Here is a 23,571-nt window from a genome sequence, read left to right as displayed (position 1 = left end):
AAAGCTCCATTGAAAATTACTGATAGCGGCCTTTGAAAACCCGCTTCCAGAGCGGGTTGAAGCCAATGCGGTAAACAAGCTCTGCCGGACGCTCGACGTTCCAGATGGCGAGATCCGCGTCCTTGCCGACTTCCAGCGTGCCGGTCTTGTCGAGCACGCCAAGGGCACGGGCTGCTTCGCGAGTGACACCTGCAATGCATTCATCGACTGTCATGCGGAACAGAGTTGCACCCATATTCATGGTGAGCAGAAGCGAGGTCAGCGGCGAAGTGCCGGGATTGTTGTCGGTGGCAAGCGCCATTTTGGTGCCAGCCGCACGGAAAAGATCGACTGGCGGCTTTTGCGTTTCGCGGATGAAATAATAAGCGCCGGGAAGTAGAACCGCGACAGTTCCGGCCTTTGCCATAGCGGCTGCACCTTCCGCATCGGTATATTCGAGATGATCGGCGGAAAGCGCATCATATGAAGCGGCAAGTGCTGCGCCATGTAGATTGGAAAGCTGGTCGGCGTGGAGCTTTACCGGCAAGTTATGCGCCTTGGCGGCATCGAAAACACGGGTGATTTCATCCGGCAGGAAGGCAATGCCTTCACAGAAACCATCCACTGCGTCGGCCAGATTTTCATCGGCGATAGCAGGTAGCATTTCGTTGATGATCTTGTCGATGAAGGCAGCTTTGTCGCCATTCATTTCCGGCGGCAGGGCGTGAGCGCCCAGAAAGGTGGTGCGGATAGCAACATCGCGTTCATGCCCAAGACGGCGAGCCGCACGCAATGACTTTGCTTCGCTGTTCGTATCGAGACCATAACCCGATTTGACTTCAACCGTCGTCACGCCTTCAGCAATGAGCGCATCAAGGCGTGGCAGGGTTTCACGGACCAGATCGTCTTCGCTGGCCGCGCGAACATTCTTGACCGATGAAACAATGCCGCCGCCCGCGCGTGCAACTTCTTCATAAGTTGCACCGTTCAGGCGCAGTTCAAACTCGTGTGCGCGATTGCCTGCGTGGACCAGATGCGTGTGACAGTCAATCAGACCGGGCGTGATCAGGCGGTTTTCGCAGTCAATCTTCTCAAGCGACGCATATTCAGCGGGAAGATCAATTTCTGCGCCGACATAAGCGATTTTGCCATCCTTGACGGCAATTGCTGCTGCTTCGATCAAACCAAGTCCATCTGCCTTTTCCGATAGAGTGGCGATGCGTGCCTGCGTTAAAATGAAGTTCGATTTCTGTGTCATGAGCGTTTTCTCGCTTCCCCTAGTTTTCAATAATGTATATACATATTAACGGAACCGCCAAGAGAAAAAATGCATCCAATCGCGATCTGTTGAAAAACGGGTGTGCAAATTGGGCGGAATGAGGAGCTTCATCGAATGTCAGCCGCAGTCCCAACAACGCAATTTATCCATGCTGGTCAGGCGCTTTTGCAGACGGGCTGGGCAGAGGATGTGCGGCTTGGTTTAGCTCAGGGAAAAATTGCTTCTGTGGAGATTGGCGTCGAAGCCAAAACGGGAGACGAGCGCTATAAGGTGATCGTAGCGGGGATGCCAAACCTCCACAGCCACGCGTTTCAATATGGCATGGCTGGCCTTGCTGAACGGCGCGGCCCATCGGCTGACAGTTTCTGGAGCTGGCGCGAGATCATGTATAAGTTCGCGCTGACCATGACGCCGGAACAGGCGGAAGCAGTCGCATTGCGGCTTTATGTTGATATGCTGGAAGCCGGTTTTACACGCGTCGGTGAGTTTCATTATCTGCATCATGATCGCGACGGCACGCCTTACAGCAATATCTCGGAAATGGCGGACCGCATTGTCTCGGCAGCGCAAACGGCTGGCATCGGTCTGACCCTGTTGCCGGTGCTTTATGCGCATTCGAGTTTTGGCGGTGCCGAACCCAATGAGGGGCAGCGCCGTTTCATCAATGATCAGCAGAGTTTTGCGCGCCTGATCGAGGGCTGCGAGAGGGCTCTTTCCGGTTTTGATGGGGCTGTGCTTGGCGTGGCGCCGCACAGTTTGCGTGCTGCCACCCCGGATGAGCTGACATTTGCGGCATCGCTGTTGCCCGGCGCGCCAGTGCATATTCACATTGCCGAGCAGGTCAAGGAAGTGGAGGACTGCATTGCGTGGTCCGGACAGCGGCCTGTTGAATGGCTGCTTGACCATCAGGAATTGTCGTCGCGCTGGTGCCTTATCCACGCAACGCATATGAGTGACACGGAAACTGTGCGCATGGCTCAGTCTGGTGCGATTGCCGGTCTTTGTCCGGTTACGGAAGCCAATCTCGGCGATGGCACGTTCAATGCCACCGTGTTTGATGCCAATGGTGGCCGTTTCGGCGTCGGGTCCGATTCCAATGTGCTGATCGGCATTGGCGATGAGTTGCGGCAATATGAATATTCGCAGCGTTTGCTGCATCGAGCGCGCAATGTGCTGGCGAAAAACGAAGGCTCGACCGGACGCGCCTTGTTTGATGGTGCATTGGCGGGCGGCAATATTGCTATGGGTCGCGAAGGCGATGGTTTGAGACAGGGCGCCTCGGCAGATTTTGTATCGCTTGATGTTGAGCGTCTGCCCCATGCAAAAGGGGATGCGGTTCTCGATGGCTGGATTTTTGCCGGTCGTGCGCGTGCCTCTGATGTGTGGGTGCGCGGCGTGAAACAGGTGGAGGGCGGACATCACCGCTTGCGCGATGCGGCAGAGCGTGCTTTCCAGAAAGCAATCGGCGAATTGCTGAACTAATAAATGGGGCGAGCGGGACGTGCAGGACAATCCATCCGGAAAAGACGAGCCGACATTATCGCTGCATCAGCGTATTCTGGATGATATTGAAACGCGCATTATTTCTGGCGAATGGCAGCCCGGTCATCGCATCCCGTTCGAGCACGAGCTGACCGAGTATTATAATTGCTCGCGCATGACCGTGAATAAGGCGCTGACGCAGCTGGCAAAAGCCGGTCTGATTGAGCGAAAGCGCCGTTCGGGCAGCTTTGTTTCCTTCCCGCAGTCGCAAGCCGCGATTCTCGAAATCCATGATATTCGCGATGAGGTTGCAGCGCTTGGGCAGCCTTATCGTTTTGAGCTGCTGAAACGAAATGAGCGGTTGAGTGGCCCTGCCGATGCGCGTCATATCGACATGCCGCGACACACGCCGCTGGTCGAACTTGTCTGCCGTCATTATGCAGGGAAGCGGGTCTTTGCGCTGGAAGAACGCATTATCAGCCTTGATGCTGTGCCGAGCGCGGCAGAAACCGATTTTGCAGAGCAATCACCCGGCCCTTGGCTTGTTTCCTGCGTGCCGTGGAGCAATGCGCAGCATTCCATCCGTGCGGTTGTCTCAACCGAGGAAAACGCTGCGACGCTTGGCGTGCCTGCCGGTTCGCCTTGTCTTGTCGTTGAGCGTCAGACCTGGAATGCCGATCAGCCGGTGACGCATGTACGCTTCACTTATCCGGGCGATAGTCATGCGCTTGTGGCAAAATTTACGCCGTCGCAGAGCTGAATTTAGCGATGTAACGTAACGTTATTACGCTTTTGGCGGCTTCGCACATAGTGGCCGCTAAAATGATAATGCGCAGAATCTCTTGGACCACTTTCCGCAGAATGTGATTCATAGAGAAATTCTGGTTATGCATAATGCCAAAACTTCTCTATCTGTTTGTTTTTACGTATTATCTTGCGCAAAACCGCTTCGCACTTTTGCTAGAAATGCTTAAGAAAAAAGCCGCCGCAGGGGAAAGCGGCGGCCAAGTTGCGGCTCGATCTGGGTGGTGATCAGGCCGCGCGTTTAAGCGCATCTCCGATCATGGAAACGATTGTGTCGATCTGTTCTTTTTCCACGATGAGCGGTGGCGAAAGCGCGATCACATCGCCGGTGACGCGGATCAGAAGACCCTTCTTGAAGCAATCGACAAAGACATCGTAAGCGCGTGCGCCGATGGCGCCTTCGCGTGACGACAGTTCGATTGCGCCAACGAGGCCGAGGTTGCGGATGTCGATGACATTTGGCGCGCCCTTCAGCGAATGAAGCGCGTTCTGCCAATGCTCGGCCAGTTCTGCGCCGCGGGTCAGAAGACCTTCTTCGGCGTAGATTTCAAGCGTGGCAAGACCGGCAGCACAGGCGACCGGATGGCCGGAATAGGTGTAGCCGTGGAAGAGCTCGATGGCGTTTTCCGGGCCGGTCATCAGCGCATCATGCACTGTACGGCTGGCAAAGACAGCACCCATTGGAATTGCGCCGTTGGTGAGGCCCTTGGCGGTGGTGACGAGATCAGGCTTTACGCCGAAATAATCGACAGCAAATGGTGTGCCGAGGCGTCCGAAGCCGGTGATGACTTCGTCATAGATCACCAGAATGCCGTGCTTGTCAGCGGTCGCGCGGATGCGTTCGAGATAGCCCTTTGGCGGAAGCACAACACCGGCAGAGCCGGACATTGGCTCAACGATGACGGCGGCAATTTTTTCTGCGCCGTGCAGCTGAACCAGACGTTCCAGATCGTCGGCGAGTTCAATGCCGTGTTCCGGCAAGCCCTTGGAGAATGCATTGCGGCCAATATCGAGCGTATGACGCATATGATCGGCAGGAATCTGCGGGAAGACGCGGCGGTTGTTGACGAGGCCGCCGACAGAAATGCCGCCGAAGCCAACGCCGTGATAGCCTTTTTCACGACCGATGATGAGGGTACGGGTTCCCTGACCAATGGCACGCTGATAGGCGATGGCGATCTTTAGTGCGGTATCGACCGATTCCGAGCCGGAATTGGTGAAGAACACGCGATCAAGCTTGGCATCTGGGCCGCCAGGCGCGATGGCTGCGAGCTTTTCAGCAAAGTCGAAAGCAATGTTGTGGCCCATCTGGAAGGTCGGCGCGAAGTCCATGGTCGAGATCTGGCGCTCGACAGCCTGGGTGATCTGTTTGCGGCCATGACCGGCATTGCAGCACCAAAGGCCAGCCGTGCCATCCAGAACCTGATGGCCGTCGACATCGGTGTAATACATGCCCGAAGCGCTTGCGAGCAGGCGTGGGGCTGCCTTGAACTGGCGGTTTGCCGTAAACGGCATCCAGAAGTTATCAAGACTTGGCGCGTTGGTGTTGTTAAGCATTAAAACCTCCTATTTTGAGAGCAGGAGGACACGCTTTCCTGAGGGCAACAAGTCCTTTTCTTCAGAAATTTAAGCCATTGAAATTATGTGCTTTGAAAGGGAAGTTTGTGATATATCGAACATCATAAACAATTAGGGGAACCATCGATGATCATCGATATCGGAGGCAGGCTTCGCTATGTGCGAATGCGGCAGAATCTGTCTCAGCGAGAGCTTGCAAAACGTGCTGGCGTGACCAATTCCACCATATCGCTGATCGAAGCCAATCAATCCAATCCGTCGGTTGGTGCATTAAAGCGCATTCTGGATGGAATTCCTATCGGAATGGCCGAGTTTTTTGCGCTTGAGCCGGATGCGCCGCACAAGGTCTTCTATCAGGCGGATGAACTGGTAGAGATCGGCAAGGGGCCGATTTCCTATCGACAGGTGGGCGACCACCTCTTTGCCCGTTCGCTGCAAATCCTTAAAGAGCGTTACGAGCCGGGATCGGATACCGGCAAGGTTCTGCTCATGCATGAGGGCGAGGAGGGGGGCATCGTCATTTCGGGTCGCATCGAAGTGACGGTCGGTAGCGAGCGCCGAATTCTGGGGCCGGGCGATGCCTATTACTTCTCAAGCAAACTGCCGCATCGGTTCAAATGCGTGGGGCCAGTAGCCTGCGAAGTGGTGAGCGCCTGCACACCACCGAGTTTCTGATGCGTCAGACAAAGCGCCTATAGTGGCACGACCCATGAGCGCTTGATTTGCTGCATCGGGATTTCGGATTTTATGTTCCGAACGCCCTTTATCTTGCCGATATATTCCATCTGGAATTTTCTGAAACCTTCCAGATCAGGCGTAATGACGCGCAGCAGAAAATCGCAATCACCTGCCATCAAATGGCATTCGACGATCTGCGGCAGCTTTTCAATCGCCTTCACAAAACTTGTGACAGTCTCTTCGTCCTGACCGGTCAACCATATGCGCACATAAACGGTGAAGCCCATTCCGAGCTTCGCAGCATCGACCAGTGCGACATAGCGTTCGATGAAGCCTGCATCTTCCAGCTGCTTCACCCGGCGAAGGCACGGGGATGGGGATAGGCCAACACGTTCGGCAAGTTCGGTGTTGTTAATCTTGCCTTCCTGTTGGAGCACCCGAAGGATGGCACGATCAATTGCATCAATTGATGTTGGCATTATAATGCGCCTAATGACAAATTGTTGATATTTACAGCCAATATTTTGTGTATAGAGAGTGTAAAAGCAACAATAATCTGCGCGAATTGACGTATTTTCCCGGTTCGGAATGAGCGCATTGTTGCTCTTCAAAAAGGAAATAGTCGATGCGTAGTATGGATTTTGTCGAGGGGCAAAGCGGCGTCTCCCGGCGATCTGAAGGCCTGCGTGGCCTGCGGGAAGCCATTCCCGTCTGTCTGAGTTTTGTTCCGTTCGCACTGCTCTTGGGCGCACAGGCCACACAAAAGGGTCTGAGCCCGTTTGAAGTGCCGATGATGACCGGCCTGAATTTTGGCGGAGGTTCGGAATTTGCTGCCATTGGACTTTGGACTTCTCCGCCGCATATCCTGCTGATTGTCGCGATCACATTTCTGGTAAACAGCCGACATTTCCTGATGGGTGCAGCGCTTGCGCCGCTCATCAAGCATTTGCCGAAGCGCAAGGCATTTCTGGCGCTGTTCTTCATGTGTGACGAGAGCTGGGCGCTTGGTCTTGCCGATGCGCGCAAGTCGGGAAACCGCTTCAGCATTCGCTATTATTTTGGAGCCGCACTCGGTCTTTACGCAACCTGGATTGTCTTCACGACTATAGGTGCGCTGGTTGGTCCGGTTCTGGGTGATGTGAAACGCTTCGGTTTCGATATGGCGTTTCCAGCAGTCTTTATCGTTATCCTTGCCAGCATGTGGAAGGGACCGGTTGCCGCTCTGCCATGGCTGGTGAGCCTCATCGTTGCGGGCGTAACCTATCTGAGCGTTCCTGGCGCCTGGTATGTGCCAGCTGGTGTTGTGGCGGGTCTTATCGTGGCCTGGAAGCAGGCGAAGCCAGAATGATGATCGACCCTATTCACGCTCTGACCATATTGCTGATGGCGACGGTCACTTACATGACCCGCATCGGCGGTTATATTTTCCTGCGCAATCGCACTCTGAGTCCGCGGGCGCAAATGCTGCTGGAAAGCGCGCCCGGCTGCGTGCTGATTAGCGTTATCGCGCCGGAATTTTTTACCGGCAAACCAGCGGATATGATTGCGCTTGCGCTGACAATTGCCGCCGCAACGCGGTTTCCGATGCTTGTAACGGTCGTGGTGGCAATCGCATCAGCCGGGCTTCTGCGCCATCTCATTGGCTAGGGCGATCTTTGTGCGCCAAGAGCACATGCCTATGCGGGGAAATCAGTCCACTGGACTGATTTCTGGTTTCGCTTCCTCGCCGCCGTGATTTATGCGTAGCGGGCGATACTAAGATCGTCGGCACGGATATCCGGCTTATTGCCGGAGATGAGGTCGGCGAGCAGCTTGCCCGAGCCCGGACCCATGGTCCAGCCGAGCGTACCGTGGCCTGCATTGATAAACACGTTGTCATAGCGTGTTGCACCGATGATCGGGGTTGAATCCGGCGTCATTGGACGCAGGCCCGACCAGAAGGTCGCAGCCTTGAGATCACCGCCCGGGAACAGGTCGCTCACCGAGAGATCAAGCGTTGCGCGACGTGCAGCAGGCAGGTCTTTGGTGAAGCCGGAGACTTCGGCCATACCGCCTACACGGATACGGTCGCCAAGGCGGGTAATGGCAATCTTGTAGCTTTCATCAAGCACGGTCGAGACAGGTGCCAGCTCTTCATTGATGATCGGAGCGGTGATCGAATAGCCTTTGACCGGATAGATCGGAGCATTCAGGCCAAGCGACTTGACCAGAGCGGGCGTGTAACTGCCGAGCGCCACCACATAGCGATCGGCCGTCAGAACGCCTTCCGAGGTTTCAACGCCCGACACCTTGCCGCCAGAGATCAGCAGCGATTTGATGTCGACGCCAAAGCGGAATTTGACGCCGAGACCTTGGGCGATTTTGGCCAGTTCATTGGTGAATTTAAAGCAGTCGCCGGTCTCATCATGCGGCAGGCGCAGGCCACCGACGAACTTGTCTCTGGCGCGGGCCAGAGCAGGCTCAACCCGCACGCAATCTTCGCGGTCGAGCACTTCAAACGGCACGCCGTCCTGACGCAGAACTTCGATATCCTTGCCGATGCCGTCGAGCTGATACTGCTCGCGGAACAGCTGCAAAGTGCCCTGTGTGCGCTGGTCATATTGAATGCCGGTTTCCTCGCGCAGTGCGACAAGGCAATCGCGGCTATATTCGGCCACACGAACCATGCGGGTTTTATTGACCTTGTAGCGGCTCTCGGTGCAGTTCGCGAGCATTTGCAACAGCCAAGAGTACTGCTTCGGATCTGTGGTCAGGCGCAGAACCAGCGGCGCATGTTTCTGAAACAGCCATTTGGCAGCTTTCAATGGAATGCCGGGTGCTGCCCATGGCGATGCATAGCCCGGCGAAACCTGTCCGGCATTGGCGAAGCTGGTTTCCAGTGCAGGGCCTTCCTCGCGGTCAACGACAGTGACTTCATGGCCAAGCTTGGCCAGATAGTACGCGCTGGTGACGCCGATGACGCCGCTGCCGAGAATGGTGATCTGCATGTTCGCCTCTTAATTATTATGCTTTTGTTTCAGATGCTGCGCCATCCACGTAAACACGGGCATAGCGGTGGCCTAACGAAGTCAGGATTTCATAAGGAATGGTGTCGCAATCGCGGGCCACATCTTCGAGTCGCTGATGCGGGCCGACGAGTTCAACCAGACTGCCAAGCTTGATTGCGCCTTCCGGCAGAGCCGTTACGTCAAGCGTGATCGAATCCATCGAAACACGACCGACAATCGGCAGACGCGTGTCACCGTAAAAGGCGGAGCCCTTGTTGCTCAAAGCGCGGAACCAGCCGTCGGCATAACCGACTGCAATGGTTGCAATCCGCATGGGCTTGCTTGCTACGAATGTGCCGCCATAACCGACTGCCGCACCCTTATCGATATCGCGCACCTGAATGACGCGCGCTGATAGCTCAAGGACCTGCTTCATAGGATTTTCGCCCGTTTCAGGGCCGACGCCATAAAGGGCCACGCCCGGGCGTGCGAGATTGAAGTGGTAAGTGTTATCGAGAAAGCAGCCGCCGGAATTTGAAAATGCCACCGGCATTTTTGGCAAACGTGCGAGCGCTGCATTCATGGCGGCAAGCTGACGGGCATTGGCCGGATTTTCCGGTTCATCGCCGCTCGCCAGATGGCTGATGACAAATTTGATGTCGATATGGTCCAGAAGATGCTGGTCATCGACCAGTTGATCGAGTTCTTTGGCCGACAGGCCAAGGCGCGACATGCCGGTATCGATCTGTAGCAGCGCAGGCAGCTTTTCGTTCAGGCTTGCGGCAAGTGCCGACCAGTTTTCAATCTGCTCCAGCGAGTTGAGAACAGGCAGGATTTTCTCGCGTGCGCAGGCCGCTTCTGTGCCGGGCTGAAGGCCGTTCAGCACGTAAAGCGTCGCATCTGGATTGAGAAAAGGGCGGAGCGTAATTGCTTCGCCAAGATGGGCGACGAAGAAATCGCGGCAACCTGCTTCATAAAAAGCCGGCGCGACGCGGTTTGCACCAAGACCGTAAGAATCAGCTTTCACAACAGCGGCTGTGCGGGTTGGCGCGATGCGCTTTGCGATGGTCGAATAATTGTGGCGCAGGGCTTTGAGGTCGATGGTTAGAACGCCGCCTGCGGCGAGGTCTCGTTCAGTTTGAGAAAAATGCATCGACATATCGGTCATTTCCAGTGCACTCGGTTTGTTGGTGGGATGCCTGGAATCTAATCCGCTTCCTCCCAAAAGCACATTGCTTCGATGTCGGGTTTCGGCGACTGACGGATCGCTATTCCTTGCCCCCAAAGCAATAGCGATAATGATAGTCGAAGACTATTCGAATGTTTTTGCATTTTGTCGTAGATTATGCGAATTTTAGCATGATTTACGCACTTATTAGCTCATCATTCGAAGAATATTCATGGCGACACTGGATAGCATAGACCGCAATATCATCCGTTCGCTGCGACGCGATGGCCGGATGACGAACAGCCAGCTTGCCGCCGAAGTGGGGCTTTCACAGTCGGCCTGTCTGCGGCGTGTACAGATTCTCGAAGAAAGTGGCGTCATTCGCGGATATACCGCGATTGTTGGATCTTCCGGCGGGGATGAGCGGCTGGTGGCGATTGTTCGCATCACGCTGGACCGGCAGACGGAAGAATATCTCAACCGCTTTGAAGAGGCGGTGCGTCGCCATCCAGAAGTGCAGGAATGTTATCTAATGACCGGCGATGCCGATTATATTCTGCGGGTTGAGGCGGAAAATGCCGCTTCCTATGAAATCATTCACAAGGAAATTCTATCGCGGCTGCCGGGTGTTGCGCGCATTCATTCGAGCTTTGCAATCCGCACGGTGCTGCTCTCGAAAGCGCCGGCGTCACGGGCATAGAAAAAGCCCGGCATTTGGCCGGGCTTTTGATTTGTTAGGACGGCTGCCGCTTAGCGGAATTCGTAGCGAAGACCGGCGCGGACCGTATGGATGTTGAAGCCATTGTCCTTGGCCTGTGCGCCTGTTGCGCCCGGACCTTCGGAGTTGCCGTAGGGGTTTGTGCTGCTGTCTGCGGCATCATAACCATAGGCTTTGCCACCGTTGATGCGCAGATAGCGATAGCCAAGGTCAAACTTCAGCTGCTCGGTGAGGTCGTAGCTCACACCAGCCATCAGGCCCATGGCAAAACGCCAGCTGTCGAGGCCGCCTTTGTCTGACTGGTAATCGCAATTGCGGGTTGTGAAGTCAGAGCATACCTGACGCGTATCCCAATTGCCGTATTTCACATAGGCAGCACCCAGACCGGCGCCAAGATAAGGCGTGACCGCTCCAACCTTTGGCAGATCGACATAGGCATTGGCCATTGCTGTCCAGATATTTGCCGTCGATGCGTCTTCATAATGGCAATTATCTTCTACCGGGTTGAGGCCGTGGGCGCTCTTTACGTAGCTGGTGCAGTTTGTACGGCCGTTAATATTGGCGCGGAAGAAATCCAGCGTTGCGTCTGTGCGGAACATTTCGTTGAAACGATAACCGACGCCGACGCCGTAGGCTGCGCCACCTTTCAGTTTGAAGCTATCGTATTTCAACGTGTCGTCGATGCCGCGATAGGGTGGATTTTCCTGGTTCCAGAAATCCCATTCGCCATCGGTTTTGTTTTTGAAGTTGTAACCGATGTCGCCACGGATGTACCACCCGGACGCCAAAGGAGCAGGTGCCACAACGACGGGCGCTGGCTCCTCTAGAATAATGTCAGCTGCGCGCGCTCCGTTTGCACCGATCAACATGCTGCATGTCATGAGCGCTATAGCGGAAACATATTTCATCTACCCAACTCCAACCGAAATAATTGCGGTTCCCGAACCGTTGGAAAAAGATGGTAAATGAATATGCTTAAGCTATCGTTACTTCTTATTAGCGAGCACTAAACTTGCGGTAGTATTTATCTTGAGAAGTGTCGTCTAACCGGGAAAGAAAAACCCGGCCTGAGCCGGGTTCTGCAATCTTTACTTGAAATCGACTGACTGTATGACGGACTGGTCGATATCGTTAATGTTGCGCTTGCCGCAGAGAGCCATCGTGATGTCGAGTTCTTTGCGGATGATCTCGAGAGCGAGTGTAACGCCTTCCTTACCCATGGCGCCAAGTCCGTATAGGAACGGACGGCCGATGAACACGCCCTGCGCACCCAGTGCGCGCGCTTTCAGAACATCCTGGCCTGAGCGAACACCGCCATCCATATGCACTTCGATCTGATCGCCGACAGCGTCGACAATTGGCTTGAGCATGGAGATGGACGAGACAGCACCGTCAAGCTGGCGACCGCCGTGGTTAGAAACGATAATCGCATCGGCACCGGATTTTGCGGCCATCTTCGCGTCTTCAACGTCGAGGATGCCCTTGAGAATCAGCCTGCCGCCCCATTGTTCCTTGATCCATGCAACGTCATTCCAGTTTAGCTGCGGATCGAACTGCTCTGCCGTCCAGGAGGAAAGCGACGACAGGTCGGTAACATTTTTCGCGTGACCGGCAATGTTGCGGAAGGTGCGGCGCTGCGTGCCCATCATGCCCATGCACCAGCCCGGACGGGTTGCCATCTGCCAGATGTGCTTTGGCGTGAACTTTGGCGGGGCGGAAAGGCCGTTGCGCAGATCCTTGTGGCGCTGACCGAGAATCTGCAGATCAAGCGTCAGCACCAGAGCCGAACAACCGGCAGCTTTCGCACGGGTGATCAGGTTTTTGACGAATTCGCGGTCTTTCATCACGTAGAGCTGAAACCAGAATGGCTTCTTGGTGACGGATGCCACGTCTTCGATGGAGCAGATGCTCATGGTCGAGAGGGTGAAAGGAACGCCAAAAGCCTCTGCCGCCTGTGCCGCAAGCATTTCACCATCTGCGTGTTGCATACCGGTTAGGCCGGTCGGGGCTAGGGCCACAGGCATTGCGACCTTCTCGCCAACCATCGTTGTTTCAAGCGAACGATTGGTCATATCGACCAGAACGCGCTGACGCAGCTTGATCTTGGCGAAATCGGTTTCATTGGCGCGATAGGTTGATTCCGTCCAGGCACCCGAATCTGCATAATCGAAGAACATTTTCGGCACGCGGCGCTTGGCCAGTCGCTTCAGATCGGCGATCTCGACGATGTTAGGCATTCTCCCACCCCTTGTGGTCAGTTTTCTTTACCAATCGCATGACGGATTGCGCGGCTGAAATCAAGAGTGAACCCGCATGGAATAACAATTGGCTCGCGCTAATTTGATGGTTTGCGAAGTGCAACTATACTATCGGCTTATTTCTGCAGCTGATATGGCGATTGTCAGAAATTGCCGCAAAGATATTTTACGACAGGGGTGCGTCGCATTTGGCGCCCTAATTATTTGTATTCACGCGCATCCTCTCCGAAAATCGTTTCGCACTTTTCGGGATGCGCTCTAGAATACTGCATCGTAGTACGACATTCATTGGGTGCAGCGCGTTATGCAGTCGAGGATAGCAATATGAGCAAGGCTTCGGAAACCCGATTTATTGGCAAACGATCAAGTGCCGCTGGCGGATGGGGCGCTTTGAAGAGTTGCGGCAAGCAGTTGCTGGCCAGCGGTGCGCCATTGACTGGCGCGCGTGCTCTTCTGAAAGCCAATCAGCCCGATGGTTTCGACTGCCCCGGCTGTGCCTGGGGTGATCCGGAACATGGTTCGTCTTTCGAGTTTTGCGAAAATGGCGTGAAGGCTGTTGCCTGGGAGGCAACCGAACGACGCACGACGCCAAAGTTTTTCACTGAACATACGGTTTCCGAGCTGCAATCCTGGACGGATTATGCGCTGGAGAACACTGGTCGTCTTACACATCCGATGCGTTACAACGCGGCAACCGATAAATATGAAGCGGTCGAATGGGACGAAGCCTTTGCGGCCATCGGCGGTATTTTGCAGGGTTTCGATACGCCGGATCGTGTCGAATTCTATACATCGGGTCGCGCCTCCAATGAGGCGGCATTTCTGTATCAGCTTTTTGTGCGCGCCTATGGCACCAACAATTTCCCTGACTGTTCCAATATGTGCCACGAGGCCAGTGGTGTTGCTCTGAAGCAATCGGTTGGTGTTGGCAAAGGCACGGTTTTGCTTGAGGATTTCGAGCAGGCTGATGCGATTTTCGTGGTCGGTCAAAATCCCGGCACCAATCATCCGCGCATGTTGGGCGATCTGCGCCGCGCAGCCGAACGCGGTGCGCAGATCGTTGTTTTTAATCCCGTTCGTGAGCGCGGGCTGGAGCGGTTTGCCGATCCGCAGAACAAACTTGAAATGATGCATGGCGGCAGCGAAGCCATAGCCAGCGATTATTACCAGCCGCGTCTGGGTGGCGATTTGGCCGCCTTCCGCGGAATGGCCAAGGCAGTATTTGCGGCCGATGATGCAGCGCTTGCGGCTGGAGAGCCGTCGGTTCTGGATCGCGAATTTCTGGCAGCGCATACGGCAGAATTTGAAGCTTATCGTGCGGCTGTCGACGCAACTTCATGGGAAGCGATTGAAGATCAATCCGGTCTTCTGCGTCAATCGCTTGAACATGCCGCTCGCATTTACATGAAGGCTGGTCGGGTTATCTGCACATGGGCGATGGGCATTACCCAACATCGTCATTCGGTGATCATGATCCGCGAAATCACCAATTTCATGTTGCTGCGTGGCAATATAGGCAAGCCGGGCGCCGGGCTTTGTCCGGTGCGTGGACATTCCAACGTGCAGGGAGATCGCACGGTCGGCATCAATGAGCGTCCGTCGACTGCATTCCTTGATGCTTTGGAAAAGGAATTTGGTTTCAAAGCGCCGCGTGAGCCCGGCCATAATGTGCTTGGCGCGATTGGTGCCATGCTTGATGGCTCAGCAAAAGCTTTTATCGGCCTGGGCGGTAATTTTGCGCGTGCAACACCTGACAGTCCGATGATTATCAAAGCACTGTCCGGCCAAAGACTGACTGTGCATATCGCAACCAAACTCAACCATTCGCATCTTTTGCCGGGGCAGGATTCCTTTATCCTTCCATGCCTTGGCCGCACTGAGATTGATCTCAACTCCAAGGGCGTGGCGCAGATTGTCACCGTCGAGGATTCGATGAGCATGGTGCATGGATCGGGCGGTATCAATAACCCAGCTTCGCCGCTGCTTCGTTCGGAAGTTGCGATCATTGCCGGCATGGCAAATGCGACATTGGGCCCAAAGCCGGTTGACTGGCTGGCACTGGCCGATGATTACGATCTGATCCGTGATCACATCTCACGGGTATTGCCGGACTTCTACGACTTCAACGCGCGCGTTCGTGTGCCGCGTGGTTTCCATTTGCGCAACACGGCGCGAGAACTGGAATGGGCAACACCGGCTGGCAAGGCTACGTTCTGGAGCGGTGCACTGCCTGAAGCTGTCGAGCATCAGCAGGCACGCGGCAAGCCGGGGCGTTATGTGCTCCAGACATTCCGCAGCCATGACCAGTACAATACCACGATCTATGGCATGGATGATCGTTATCGCGGTGTCTATGGCGAACGGCAGGTGGTGTTCATGAACCCCGCCGATATGTCGGATATTGGAGTTGAAGCCGGAGATCGGGCCGATATAGTCGGTGATTTCGAGGACGGTGTTGAGCGCGTGGCTCGTGATTTCCGCTTTGTCCCTTATGATATTCCGCGTGGATGCATTGCGGGCTACTACCCGGAAATGAATGTGCTTGTGCCTTTGGCAAGCGCGGGTGACGAAAGCTATACGCCAACATCGAAGTCGGTCATCGTTTCGTTCCGTCCGGTTCAGGCGGTTAACGCAGCTAACGCCTGATGGAAGAAGCTGAATATATGGCATTGGTCGATGCGCTGGAGGCTGCATCGGGCAAAGTCTCACGGCTTGGCGCGGGAATTATTGCTGCGGCTGCACTGGACATTGCCAAGGATAGCCGCAGTTTTTCTCGCATACTTGGCGTTGCTCACGCTCTTGTGCTGAGGGAGGTTATTGTACTTGAAACCAATGGTGGCTATATCACGGTCCGGCAACGCGATGCTCGGACACAGCGCACTTATTATCAGTTAAACGCTGCAGGCGAGCGGCTTGTCGAAGAAGTCAGTTTATAATTATTTTGTTTTATTGTTTTTGATTTAGAGCGCATCCCGAAAAGTGTGAAACGCCTACGCGGGGAAATCAGTCCACTGGACTGATTTCTGGTCCCGCTTCGATCGGAAAAGATGCGCGTTACAGCAGATGATTAGAGCGCCGATCTCATTTATCAGATCGGAACGCGCTCTAAGCTCTTTCGCGAAGCTATTTGAGAGACGCATTTCTATATGCGAATATGATGATTAATAATGTTATTAAAGCACGCTTTTCTCAGCATTCTTTTGGCTGCATGTTGTTGTCAAAGAAACCAGTGAGAATCGTATCAATGGCCACAAAATTTTCCCCTCTCGCACAAGCGGGATATGGTGCGCTGAAAGCGATTGCGAGTGTTCTCGTCGTTACGACGATGGTTATGGCTTCAAGCAATTATGCGCATTCCGAAATGAGCGGCGTCGTTCCGGTGGCCGTGACGGAGAGCAAGCTGGTCGACTATCAGCCCAAGCTGACGCTCTCCGGTGCAATTGCAGCACGCTCACTGGTCAATGTTTCTTTCCGCGTCAACGGACAGGTTGTGGAGCGCAAGGTCGAAATCGGCCAGCATGTCGAGAAAGGCGAGCTTCTCGCACGGATCGACAATGCCGAACAGCAGTCCAACATGCGCGTTGCACAGGCATCCAAGGATGCGGCACAGGCCCAGCTTGTGCAGGCGGAAGCAAGTTTCAAACGCCAGCAGGCGCTCTTGGCACAAGGCTTCACCACGCGCTCGCAATATGATCAGTCTGAGCAGGTGTTTCGCACCGCTCAAAGCACATTGATGAATGCGGAAAGTCAGCTCAGTAATGCGCGTGACGAGCTTTCCTATACCGAGCTTCATGCGCCGGTTTCAGGTGTGCTGACGGCTCGTAATATCGAAACCGGCCAGGTGGTTCAGGCTGCGCAAACTGCGTTCTCGATTGCCGAAGACGGTCCGCGTGATGCGATCTTCGATGTTCAGGAAACGCTGGTCAATTATGCCAAGATCGGCATGGACGTAACTCTGGCCTTGCTTTCTGACGATAGCGTTCAGGCAGAAGGGAAAATCCGGGAAATCTCACCGGTGGTCGATGCACAGACGGGCACCGTGCGGGTGAAAGTTGGCATTGCCGATACGCCTGAGCAAATGGCCCTTGGGGCAACAGTGACAGGCACGGTTCATATGGAAAACCAGCAGGTCGTAATCCTGCCATGGAGCGCCATGACATCCGATTCAGGTCGCACGGCTGTTTGGCGCGTAGCAAAGGACACGCAGGTTGCAACGCTCGTTCCGGTCAAGGTGCTGGCCTATGAAAAGGAACGGGTGATTGTTGCGTCTGGTTTGAATGTTGGCGAGCTGATCGTGACCAAAGGCGCGCAGATGCTGCGATCCGGTGCTCAAACCGAGATTATAAAGGGTCTCGAAAAGGCGGACGCACAATGAAATCGACGATGAAATTTTTAAGCTGCGTTGCCATTGTTGGTTCGCTTGTAACGCTGGCGGCTTGTGGCAAAGATGACGACAAGTCATCGCAAGCAGAGTCCGCCCGCCCTGTTCTTTACACGATTGCAACGCCGAAGCCTGCAATCCAGACCAGCTTTGCTGGTACGATCGAGCCGCGTTATTCGACTGATCTGGCCTTCCGTGTTCTCGGTCGCATTATCGCGCGTCAGGTTATTGTTGGCGATCTCGTCAAAAAAGATGAGATGGTTGCGATGCTTGATCCCTCCACACTCGATCTTTCGGTTCAGTCTGCCAAGGCTGATCTCGCAAGTGCGGAAGCGCAATATGCCAATGCCGCTGCCAGCGAAGAGCGTCTGCACATTTTGCTCAAGGGCAACAACATTTCTCAGGCTGATTACGATGCTGCCAAACAGTCGCGTGACAGCGCACAGGCGGGGCTTGAAAAAGCACAGGCTGGATTGCGCAAAGCGGAAGATCAGCGCGGCTATGCCGTGTTAAGCCCTGATTTTGATGGCGTCATCTCAGCAACCAATGCCGAAGTGGGGCAGGTGGTCGCTGCCGGACAAGCGGTGATGACAGTTGCGAGACCGGACATTCGTGAAGCGGTTCTCGATATTCCCGACAGCATGACCGAGTATTTCGTGGCTGGAACGCCGTTTAATGTCCAGCTGCAGGCTGACCCGACCGTAACCGGGCAGGGTACGGTGCGGGAAGTCGCCCCGCAGGCGGACGCGCAGACGCGCACGCGCCGGGTCCGCATTGCACTTGAAAACCCGCCGGAGGGTTTCCGGTTAGGAGCGACGATAAGGGCAGGGCTTGCAAGAGCGGAAAAAGATCATGTGCTTTTGCCGATTCAGGCCTTGCTTGAAAAAGACGGAAAGACCGAAATCTGGGTGATTGACCCAAAGACGCAGACTGTAAGCCTTCATGACATTCAGGTTGTTGAGCGTCGCAGCGACAGTTTTGTTGCCAATAATGTCGAGGTCGGCAGCTATGTGGCAACGGCTGGCGTGAACGAGCTCAAGGAAGGGCAAAAAGTCCGTTTGGATGCGAAAGGAAACAGCCTGTGAAAAAGGGTTTCAATCTTTCTGACTGGGCTTTGAACCACCGGTCGCTTGTCTGGTATTTTATGCTCGTGTTTCTGGTCGCAGGGCTTATCTCCTATCTCGACCTTGGCCGCGCGGAAGACCCCGAATTCACGGTGAAAACCATGGTGGTGCAGGCCAATTGGCCCGGCGCATCCATCGACGAAACCATGAACCAGGTCACAGACCGCATCGAGAAGAAGCTCGAGGAGCTTGATACGCTCGACTATACGCGCAGTGTGACGACGGCGGGTAAATCCGTTGTCTTCGTGTTTTTGAAAGATACCGTGCGCAAGGAACAGGTGACAAAAGCCTGGTCCGAAGTGCGTCACATGCTTGACGACATCAAGCCTAATCTGCCGGAAGGCGTTTACGGCCCATATTACAACGACAAGTTCGGCGATGTGTTCGGCAATATCTTTGCGTTTACCGCCGATGGCTTGTCGATGCGCCAATTGCGCGATTACGCCGAAGATGTTCGCACCAAAATTCTGACTATTCCCAATGCCGGTAAGGTTGAGCTGATCGGCGCGCAGGATGAGGCGATCTATCTCGAATTCTCGACGCGGCAGGTGGCAGCCCTTGGCCTCGACCAGCAGGCAATTCTCAAGGCGCTTCAGGATCAGAATGCGATCACGCCTTCGGGTGTTGTGCAGGCCGGACCTGAGCGGATCAGCGTACGTGTAAGCGGGCAGTTCAATTCGGAAGCCGATCTCAGAGCCGTCAATCTGCGCGTGAATGACCGCTTCTTCCGTCTTTCCGATGTGGCGACGATCACGCGCGGCTATGTTGATCCACCGACATCGATTTTCCGTGTGAACGGCCATGATGCGATTGGCCTTGGCATCGGCATGAAGCCAAACGGCAATCTGCTCGAATTTGGTGAAAAGCTTGATGCCCTGATGGAGCAGGCGAAGGCTGAGTTGCCGGTTGGCGTGAATGTCTTCAAGGTTGCTGATCAGCCGGAGGTCGTGCAGGACGCGGTGTCGGGGTTCACACAGGCGCTGTTTGAAGCGGTTGTCATCGTTCTCGCCGTGAGCTTCATCAGCCTTGGCTTGCGCGCCGGTTTTGTTGTGTCGCTGTCGATCCCGCTGGTGCTGGCTATCACCTTCCTTGCCATGTCGCTGATGGATATTTCGCTGCAACGTGTGTCGCTCGGTGCATTGATTATCGCGCTGGGGCTGCTGGTCGATGATGCGATGATTGCGGTCGAAATGATGGTCGCGCGGCTGGAGCAAGGCGATCCGATCAACAAGGCCGCGACTTATGTTTATTCGCACACGGCGTTCCCGATGCTCACGGGAACGCTTGTAACCATCGCAGGTTTTATCCCGATTGGCCTCAACACCAGTCAGGCGGGCGAATATACGTTCACGCTTTTCGTGGTGATTGCTGTTTCGCTGATCGTTTCATGGATTGTGGCTGTGTTGTTTGCGCCGCTTCTTGGTGTCACCTTCCTGCCCAAGAAAATGAAGCATCATGAGGAAAAGCGCAGCCGCTTTTTCGAAGCTTTCTCGAAGACGCTGCTTCTGGCGATGCGGCACAAGTGGATCACCATCATCACGACGATCGCTTTGTTTGTGGTGTCCGTTTTCGGTATGGGCTTCATCGAACGACAGTTCTTTCCGCAATCCGACCGACCGGAACTGGTGATCGACTGGACCTTGCCCCAGAACAGCTCCATCGCCGATACCAAGGCGCAGATGGAACGCTTCGAGCAGACGATGCTCAAGGATAATCCGGATATCGACCACTGGAGTACCTATGTCGGGCAAAGTGCGATCCGCTTCATTCTCTCGTTTGATGTGCAGCCAGCAAATCCGTATTTCGGGCAGATGGTGGTTGTCGCCAAGGACGTGGAAGCGCGTGATCGCTTGAAACAGAAGTTCGACGAAGCGTTGCGCAAGGATTATGTCGGCACCGATACCTATGTGAAGTTCCTCGAACTCGGACCGCCGGTCGGGCGCCCTGTGCAGTATCGTATTTCCGGTCCTGATATCCAGAAACTGCGCGGCGTTGCGCAGGACTTTGCCGGTATCATGAGTGCCGATAAACGCTTAGGCGTCGTCAGCTATAACTGGAACGAGCCGGGTCGTGTCATCCGCGTAGATGTCATGCAGGACAAGGCACGCAAGCTTGGCATTTCATCCAAGGATATTGCGACGACGCTCAACGGTGTTGTGGGCGGTATCAGCATCACACAGGTACGGGATTCCATCTATCTGATCGATGTGATTGTGCGGGCGCAAAAGCATGAGCGCGATTCCATCGACACGCTTCAGAGCCTTCAGATTGCAACTGGCAACGGCAGTTCCGTGCCGCTCGCAGCCATTGCGAATTTCCGTTACGAGCTGGAACAGCCGGTCGTTTATCGCCGTTCGCGCATTCCAACCATCACGGTTGCAGCTGGTATTGTTGATAAAACGATGCCGGACACGATTGTGAAGGAGCTTGAGCCTGCGGTGAAGGCATTCGTCGACAAGCTTCCAGCGGGTTATTCGGTTGCGACAGCCGGTACGGTTGAAGAAAGCGGCAAGAGCCAGGGGCCGATTGCTGCCGTTGTGCCGCTGATGCTGTTCGTGATGGCAACCGTTCTGATGCTGCAATTGCAGAGCTTTCAGCGCCTGTTCCTTGTGGTTGCCGTTGCACCTTTGGGGCTGATCGGCGTGGTCGCGGCACTGCTTCCGAGTGGCAAACCGCTCGGCTTCGTGGCAATCCTCGGTGTGCTGGCGCTGATCGGTATTCTTATCAGAAACTCGGTCATTCTGATCGTGCAGGTCGAAGAGCATATTACCGATGGAATGCATCCTTGGGATGCGGTTGTTCAGGCAAGTCAGCACCGTATGCGGCCCATTGCATTGACGGCAGCGGCTGCAAGTCTGGCGCTGATCCCGATTGCGCGTGAAGTGTTCTGGGGACCGATGGCCTATGCCATGATGGGCGGCATCATTGCCGGTACGGGCATCACTCTGCTGTTCCTACCAGCACTTTATGTGGCCTGGTTCCGCATCAAGGAGCCTGACGCCAAAGAAGTTGAAACAGCAGTGGAGCCGCAACCGCAACATTGATATGAGTTGGACGACCCAACCGGAGAATGATTATGCAGACTGCCCCATCCCTGATGCTACAGGAAACCGAACAGTCACCATCTGTGGTGGCGAAACTTCTTGCAGCAGAAGTTGGGACATTTGCTGAGATCGGTCGGTTGTTTGAAAAGTCGCCCACCATGATTACGACAGCTGCGCGCGGCTCGTCCGATCATGCGGCGACTTTCTTCAAGTATCTGATGGAGATTGCCACGGGCATTCCGGTTGCCTCTATCGGACCATCGGTGGCTTCCGTTTATGGCGCGAAGCTGAAACTGGAGGGTGGTCTGCATTTCACCGTGTCGCAATCGGGTGCAAGCCCGGACATTATCGCGGTGCAGGATGCAGCAAAGCGGGGTGGCGCGACGACAGTTGCCGTTGTTAACGTGACCGATAGTCCGCTTGCGAAGGGTGCGGACATTGTGCTCTCCCTTCATGCAGGCGAAGAGAAAAGCGTTGCCGCCACCAAGTCCTTCATTGCATCAGTCGCAGCGCTTTCAGGTGTGGTGGCTGCCGCCAGCAACGATGTCCGGCTGAAAGACGGTTTGAGCCGCTTGCCGGAAGCGTTGGCTGCAACAAAGCCGGAAGGCCGAGAGGTGGTGGAAGACCTGCTGGTTGAGGCAAAGTCACTGTTCACTGGCGGACGTGGTACGGCCTATGCCATTTCGCTCGAAGCAGCACTCAAGGCCAAGGAAACCGCCAATATTCATGCGGAAGCGTTCTCACTTGCCGAGCTGATGCATGGACCGATGCGGCTGGTGGAAACCGGCTTCCCAATTCTGTCATTCATACCGCAGGATGAAGCGCTTGAAACAAGCATTCAGGCACTGAGCAGGCTTCAGTCGTTCGGCGCAAACCTTGTCTCGTTCGGTGATGCTTCGGTGCCGGGCCATCGGGTGCCGTCTGCCAGCACCGGTAATGGTCAACTCGACCCGCTGGTTTCGCTCATCAACTATTATCGGATCATCGAGACGGTGACGCGCCGCAAGGGCTACGATCCCGATAAGCCACGTCATTTGAACAAGGTAACGTCGACGGTCTAAAGAATACTCCCACAATTCCAATATTCACGCATTATCGACTTGATAGCGCAATCCGGTCAGTGCATTACGCATTCTGGCATGGCGATCATCACATCGTAGAGTAAAAATCACGATGCCATTGAGCCTGCGTAATGAAGGAAGTCCGATGCATAACTTTGTCCTGACCGTCACCTGTAAATCCACTCGCGGTATTGTTGCCGCCATATCGGGTTATCTTGCGGGCAAAGGGTGCAATATCATCGACAGCGCCCAGTTCGACGATCTGGACACTGGTCGCTTCTTTATGCGTGTCAGCTTCATTTCCGAAGACGGCGTGGCGCTTGATGTTCTGCGCGAAGGCTTTCAGCCTATCGCAGCGCCGTTCGAGATGGATTTCGATTTCCACGACAATGCCCATCGCACGAAGACGCTGCTTATGGTGTCGCGTTTTGGTCATTGCCTGAACGATCTTCTCTATCGCTGGAAAATCGGCGCCCTGCCAATCGATATCGTTGGTGTCGTGTCGAACCACTTCGATTATCAAAAGGTCGTCGTCAATCACGACATTCCTTTCCATCATGTGGCTGTCACCAAAGCCAACAAGCCGGAAGCCGAACAACGTCTTCTGGATATCGTCGATAACACGGGCACCGAGCTGGTGGTTCTTGCGCGTTACATGCAGGTTCTCTCCGATCAGCTTTGCCAAAAGATGTCGGGCAAGATCATCAACATCCACCACTCTTTCCTGCCGTCGTTTAAGGGTGCAAACCCTTACAAGCAGGCTTATGAGCGCGGTGTGAAGCTGATTGGTGCCACGGCGCATTATGTAACCGCCGATCTTGATGAAGGTCCGATCATCGAGCAGGATGTCGCCCGTATCACGCACGCGCAGAGTGCCGCTGATTACGTGTCGATTGGCCGTGATGTTGAAGCGCAGGTTCTGGCGCGCGCCGTTCACGCACATATTCATCACCGTTCATTCCTCAACGGCAATCGTACCGTAGTATTCCCGGCGTCACCCGGGTCATTCGCCTCCGAACGCATGGGCTGA

Annotated in this window: 21 protein-coding genes; 14 read left to right on the top strand and 7 right to left on the bottom strand. The window is 54.8% G+C overall.

The annotated features are described in order from the left end of the window. Positions 1-16: 16 nt before the first annotated feature. Complete coding sequence (gene hutI, locus KMS41_08150) at positions 17-1,237, bottom strand: imidazolonepropionase (protein ID QWK77076.1); 1,221 nt, start codon at positions 1,235-1,237, stop codon at positions 17-19. A 135-nt stretch (positions 1,238-1,372) separates the two neighbouring features. On the opposite strand from hutI, the gene KMS41_08145 reads away from it, so the two are divergent. From KMS41_08145 to KMS41_08135, 3 genes are all read left to right on the top strand, one after another. Further along, a complete protein-coding gene (locus tag KMS41_08145; GenBank protein QWK77075.1) occupies positions 1,373-2,740 on the top strand; it encodes a formimidoylglutamate deiminase in 1,368 nt (455 codons plus the stop codon). A 19-nt stretch (positions 2,741-2,759) separates the two neighbouring features. Further along, positions 2,760-3,500 carry a histidine utilization repressor gene (hutC, locus tag KMS41_08140; GenBank protein ID QWK77074.1) on the top strand — a complete coding sequence of 247 codons (741 nt, stop codon included), beginning with the start codon at positions 2,760-2,762 and terminating at the stop codon, positions 3,498-3,500. Between the two features lie 134 nt (positions 3,501-3,634). After that, positions 3,635-3,772: a hypothetical protein gene (locus tag KMS41_08135; protein QWK77073.1), complete on the top strand. Its 138-nt coding sequence runs from the start codon at positions 3,635-3,637 to the stop codon at positions 3,770-3,772. On the opposite strand, the gene KMS41_08130 is transcribed toward KMS41_08135, so the two are convergent. Next, positions 3,773-5,101, bottom strand: coding sequence for an aspartate aminotransferase family protein (locus KMS41_08130; GenBank protein ID QWK77072.1), 1,329 nt, complete (start codon positions 5,099-5,101; stop codon positions 3,773-3,775). Positions 5,102-5,248: 147 nt separating this feature from the next. On the opposite strand from KMS41_08130, the gene KMS41_08125 reads away from it, so the two are divergent. Beyond that, a complete protein-coding gene (locus KMS41_08125; protein ID QWK77071.1) occupies positions 5,249-5,797 on the top strand; it encodes a cupin domain-containing protein in 549 nt (182 codons plus the stop codon). A 17-nt stretch (positions 5,798-5,814) separates the two neighbouring features. On the opposite strand, the gene KMS41_08120 is transcribed toward KMS41_08125, so the two are convergent. Next, a complete protein-coding gene (locus tag KMS41_08120) occupies positions 5,815-6,279 on the bottom strand; it encodes an Lrp/AsnC family transcriptional regulator (protein QWK77070.1) in 465 nt (154 codons plus the stop codon). A 155-nt stretch (positions 6,280-6,434) separates the two neighbouring features. Between KMS41_08120 and KMS41_08115 the strand changes: the two genes are divergently transcribed. Next, positions 6,435-7,148 carry an AzlC family ABC transporter permease gene (locus KMS41_08115; GenBank protein QWK78817.1) on the top strand — a complete coding sequence of 238 codons (714 nt, stop codon included), beginning with the start codon at positions 6,435-6,437 and terminating at the stop codon, positions 7,146-7,148. Beyond that, the gene (locus tag KMS41_08110) at positions 7,148-7,447 is read left to right on the top strand and encodes an AzlD family protein (GenBank protein QWK78816.1); all 300 of its coding nucleotides are present in this window, start codon (positions 7,148-7,150) and stop codon (positions 7,445-7,447) included. Before KMS41_08115 ends, KMS41_08110 begins: the two co-directional genes overlap by 1 nt. Positions 7,448-7,536: 89 nt before the next feature. Here KMS41_08110 and KMS41_08105 read toward each other — a convergent pair whose 3' ends face one another. Beyond that, positions 7,537-8,787, bottom strand: a complete 1,251-nt coding sequence (locus KMS41_08105) for a D-amino acid dehydrogenase (GenBank protein QWK77069.1) — start codon at positions 8,785-8,787, stop codon at positions 7,537-7,539. Between the two features lie 16 nt (positions 8,788-8,803). Continuing rightward, a complete protein-coding gene (gene alr / locus KMS41_08100) occupies positions 8,804-9,955 on the bottom strand; it encodes an alanine racemase (protein QWK77068.1) in 1,152 nt (383 codons plus the stop codon). A gap of 232 nt (positions 9,956-10,187) precedes the next feature. Here alr and KMS41_08095 point away from each other — a divergent pair, with 232 nt between their 5' ends. Further along, positions 10,188-10,655, top strand: coding sequence for an Lrp/AsnC family transcriptional regulator (locus tag KMS41_08095; protein QWK77067.1), 468 nt, complete (start codon positions 10,188-10,190; stop codon positions 10,653-10,655). A gap of 50 nt (positions 10,656-10,705) precedes the next feature. Here KMS41_08095 and KMS41_08090 read toward each other — a convergent pair whose 3' ends face one another. Together KMS41_08090 and KMS41_08085 are read right to left on the bottom strand one after the other, a co-directional pair. Continuing rightward, positions 10,706-11,581 (bottom strand): porin family protein, encoded by an 876-nt coding sequence (locus KMS41_08090; protein ID QWK77066.1) that lies wholly within the window; start codon positions 11,579-11,581, stop codon positions 10,706-10,708. A gap of 180 nt (positions 11,582-11,761) precedes the next feature. After that, on the bottom strand, positions 11,762-12,910 hold the full coding sequence (locus KMS41_08085; GenBank protein QWK77065.1) for an alpha-hydroxy-acid oxidizing protein: 1,149 nt from the start codon (positions 12,908-12,910) through the stop codon (positions 11,762-11,764). A gap of 345 nt (positions 12,911-13,255) precedes the next feature. On the opposite strand from KMS41_08085, the gene KMS41_08080 reads away from it, so the two are divergent. From KMS41_08080 to purU, 7 genes are all read left to right on the top strand, one after another. Continuing rightward, on the top strand, positions 13,256-15,577 hold the full coding sequence (locus tag KMS41_08080) for an FdhF/YdeP family oxidoreductase (GenBank protein QWK77064.1): 2,322 nt from the start codon (positions 13,256-13,258) through the stop codon (positions 15,575-15,577). Further along, positions 15,574-15,867, top strand: coding sequence for a hypothetical protein (locus KMS41_08075; protein ID QWK78815.1), 294 nt, complete (start codon positions 15,574-15,576; stop codon positions 15,865-15,867). The genes KMS41_08080 and KMS41_08075 overlap by 4 nt, the downstream gene beginning before the upstream one ends. A gap of 308 nt (positions 15,868-16,175) precedes the next feature. Next, complete coding sequence (locus KMS41_08070; protein ID QWK77063.1) at positions 16,176-17,306, top strand: efflux RND transporter periplasmic adaptor subunit; 1,131 nt, start codon at positions 16,176-16,178, stop codon at positions 17,304-17,306. Beyond that, positions 17,303-18,397 carry an efflux RND transporter periplasmic adaptor subunit gene (locus tag KMS41_08065; GenBank protein QWK77062.1) on the top strand — a complete coding sequence of 365 codons (1,095 nt, stop codon included), beginning with the start codon at positions 17,303-17,305 and terminating at the stop codon, positions 18,395-18,397. Before KMS41_08070 ends, KMS41_08065 begins: the two co-directional genes overlap by 4 nt. After that, positions 18,394-21,480, top strand: coding sequence for an efflux RND transporter permease subunit (locus KMS41_08060; GenBank protein QWK77061.1), 3,087 nt, complete (start codon positions 18,394-18,396; stop codon positions 21,478-21,480). The genes KMS41_08065 and KMS41_08060 overlap by 4 nt, the downstream gene beginning before the upstream one ends. 32 nt (positions 21,481-21,512) lie before the next feature. Then, positions 21,513-22,541: an SIS domain-containing protein gene (locus KMS41_08055; protein QWK77060.1), complete on the top strand. Its 1,029-nt coding sequence runs from the start codon at positions 21,513-21,515 to the stop codon at positions 22,539-22,541. Positions 22,542-22,686: 145 nt separating this feature from the next. Continuing rightward, complete coding sequence (gene purU / locus KMS41_08050; GenBank protein QWK77059.1) at positions 22,687-23,571, top strand: formyltetrahydrofolate deformylase; 885 nt, start codon at positions 22,687-22,689, stop codon at positions 23,569-23,571.

This window comes from Ochrobactrum sp. BTU1 (assembly GCA_018798825.1).
Taxonomy (GTDB): domain Bacteria; phylum Pseudomonadota; class Alphaproteobacteria; order Rhizobiales; family Rhizobiaceae; genus Brucella.
The sequence above is the reverse complement of the archived record's forward strand: the minus strand, read 5'-3'. Positions and strand labels throughout refer to the sequence as shown.

Coding starts and splice junctions, on each gene's coding strand:
- KMS41_08070 (QWK77063.1), top strand. CDS start 16,176: ATGGCCACAAAATTTTCCCCTCTCGCACAAGCGGGATATGGTGCGCTG.
- KMS41_08055 (QWK77060.1), top strand. CDS start 21,513: ATGCAGACTGCCCCATCCCTGATGCTACAGGAAACCGAACAGTCACCA.
- KMS41_08085 (QWK77065.1), bottom strand. CDS start 12,910: ATGCCTAACATCGTCGAGATCGCCGATCTGAAGCGACTGGCCAAGCGC.
- KMS41_08130 (QWK77072.1), bottom strand. CDS start 5,101: ATGCTTAACAACACCAACGCGCCAAGTCTTGATAACTTCTGGATGCCG.
- KMS41_08095 (QWK77067.1), top strand. CDS start 10,188: ATGGCGACACTGGATAGCATAGACCGCAATATCATCCGTTCGCTGCGA.
- KMS41_08145 (QWK77075.1), top strand. CDS start 1,373: ATGTCAGCCGCAGTCCCAACAACGCAATTTATCCATGCTGGTCAGGCG.
- KMS41_08115 (QWK78817.1), top strand. CDS start 6,435: ATGGATTTTGTCGAGGGGCAAAGCGGCGTCTCCCGGCGATCTGAAGGC.
- hutI (QWK77076.1), bottom strand. CDS start 1,237: ATGACACAGAAATCGAACTTCATTTTAACGCAGGCACGCATCGCCACT.
- KMS41_08105 (QWK77069.1), bottom strand. CDS start 8,787: ATGCAGATCACCATTCTCGGCAGCGGCGTCATCGGCGTCACCAGCGCG.
- KMS41_08135 (QWK77073.1), top strand. CDS start 3,635: ATGCCAAAACTTCTCTATCTGTTTGTTTTTACGTATTATCTTGCGCAA.
- KMS41_08120 (QWK77070.1), bottom strand. CDS start 6,279: ATGCCAACATCAATTGATGCAATTGATCGTGCCATCCTTCGGGTGCTC.
- KMS41_08125 (QWK77071.1), top strand. CDS start 5,249: ATGATCATCGATATCGGAGGCAGGCTTCGCTATGTGCGAATGCGGCAG.
- alr (QWK77068.1), bottom strand. CDS start 9,955: ATGACCGATATGTCGATGCATTTTTCTCAAACTGAACGAGACCTCGCC.
- KMS41_08090 (QWK77066.1), bottom strand. CDS start 11,581: ATGAAATATGTTTCCGCTATAGCGCTCATGACATGCAGCATGTTGATC.
- purU (QWK77059.1), top strand. CDS start 22,687: ATGCATAACTTTGTCCTGACCGTCACCTGTAAATCCACTCGCGGTATT.
- KMS41_08080 (QWK77064.1), top strand. CDS start 13,256: ATGAGCAAGGCTTCGGAAACCCGATTTATTGGCAAACGATCAAGTGCC.
- KMS41_08110 (QWK78816.1), top strand. CDS start 7,148: ATGATCGACCCTATTCACGCTCTGACCATATTGCTGATGGCGACGGTC.
- KMS41_08065 (QWK77062.1), top strand. CDS start 17,303: ATGAAATCGACGATGAAATTTTTAAGCTGCGTTGCCATTGTTGGTTCG.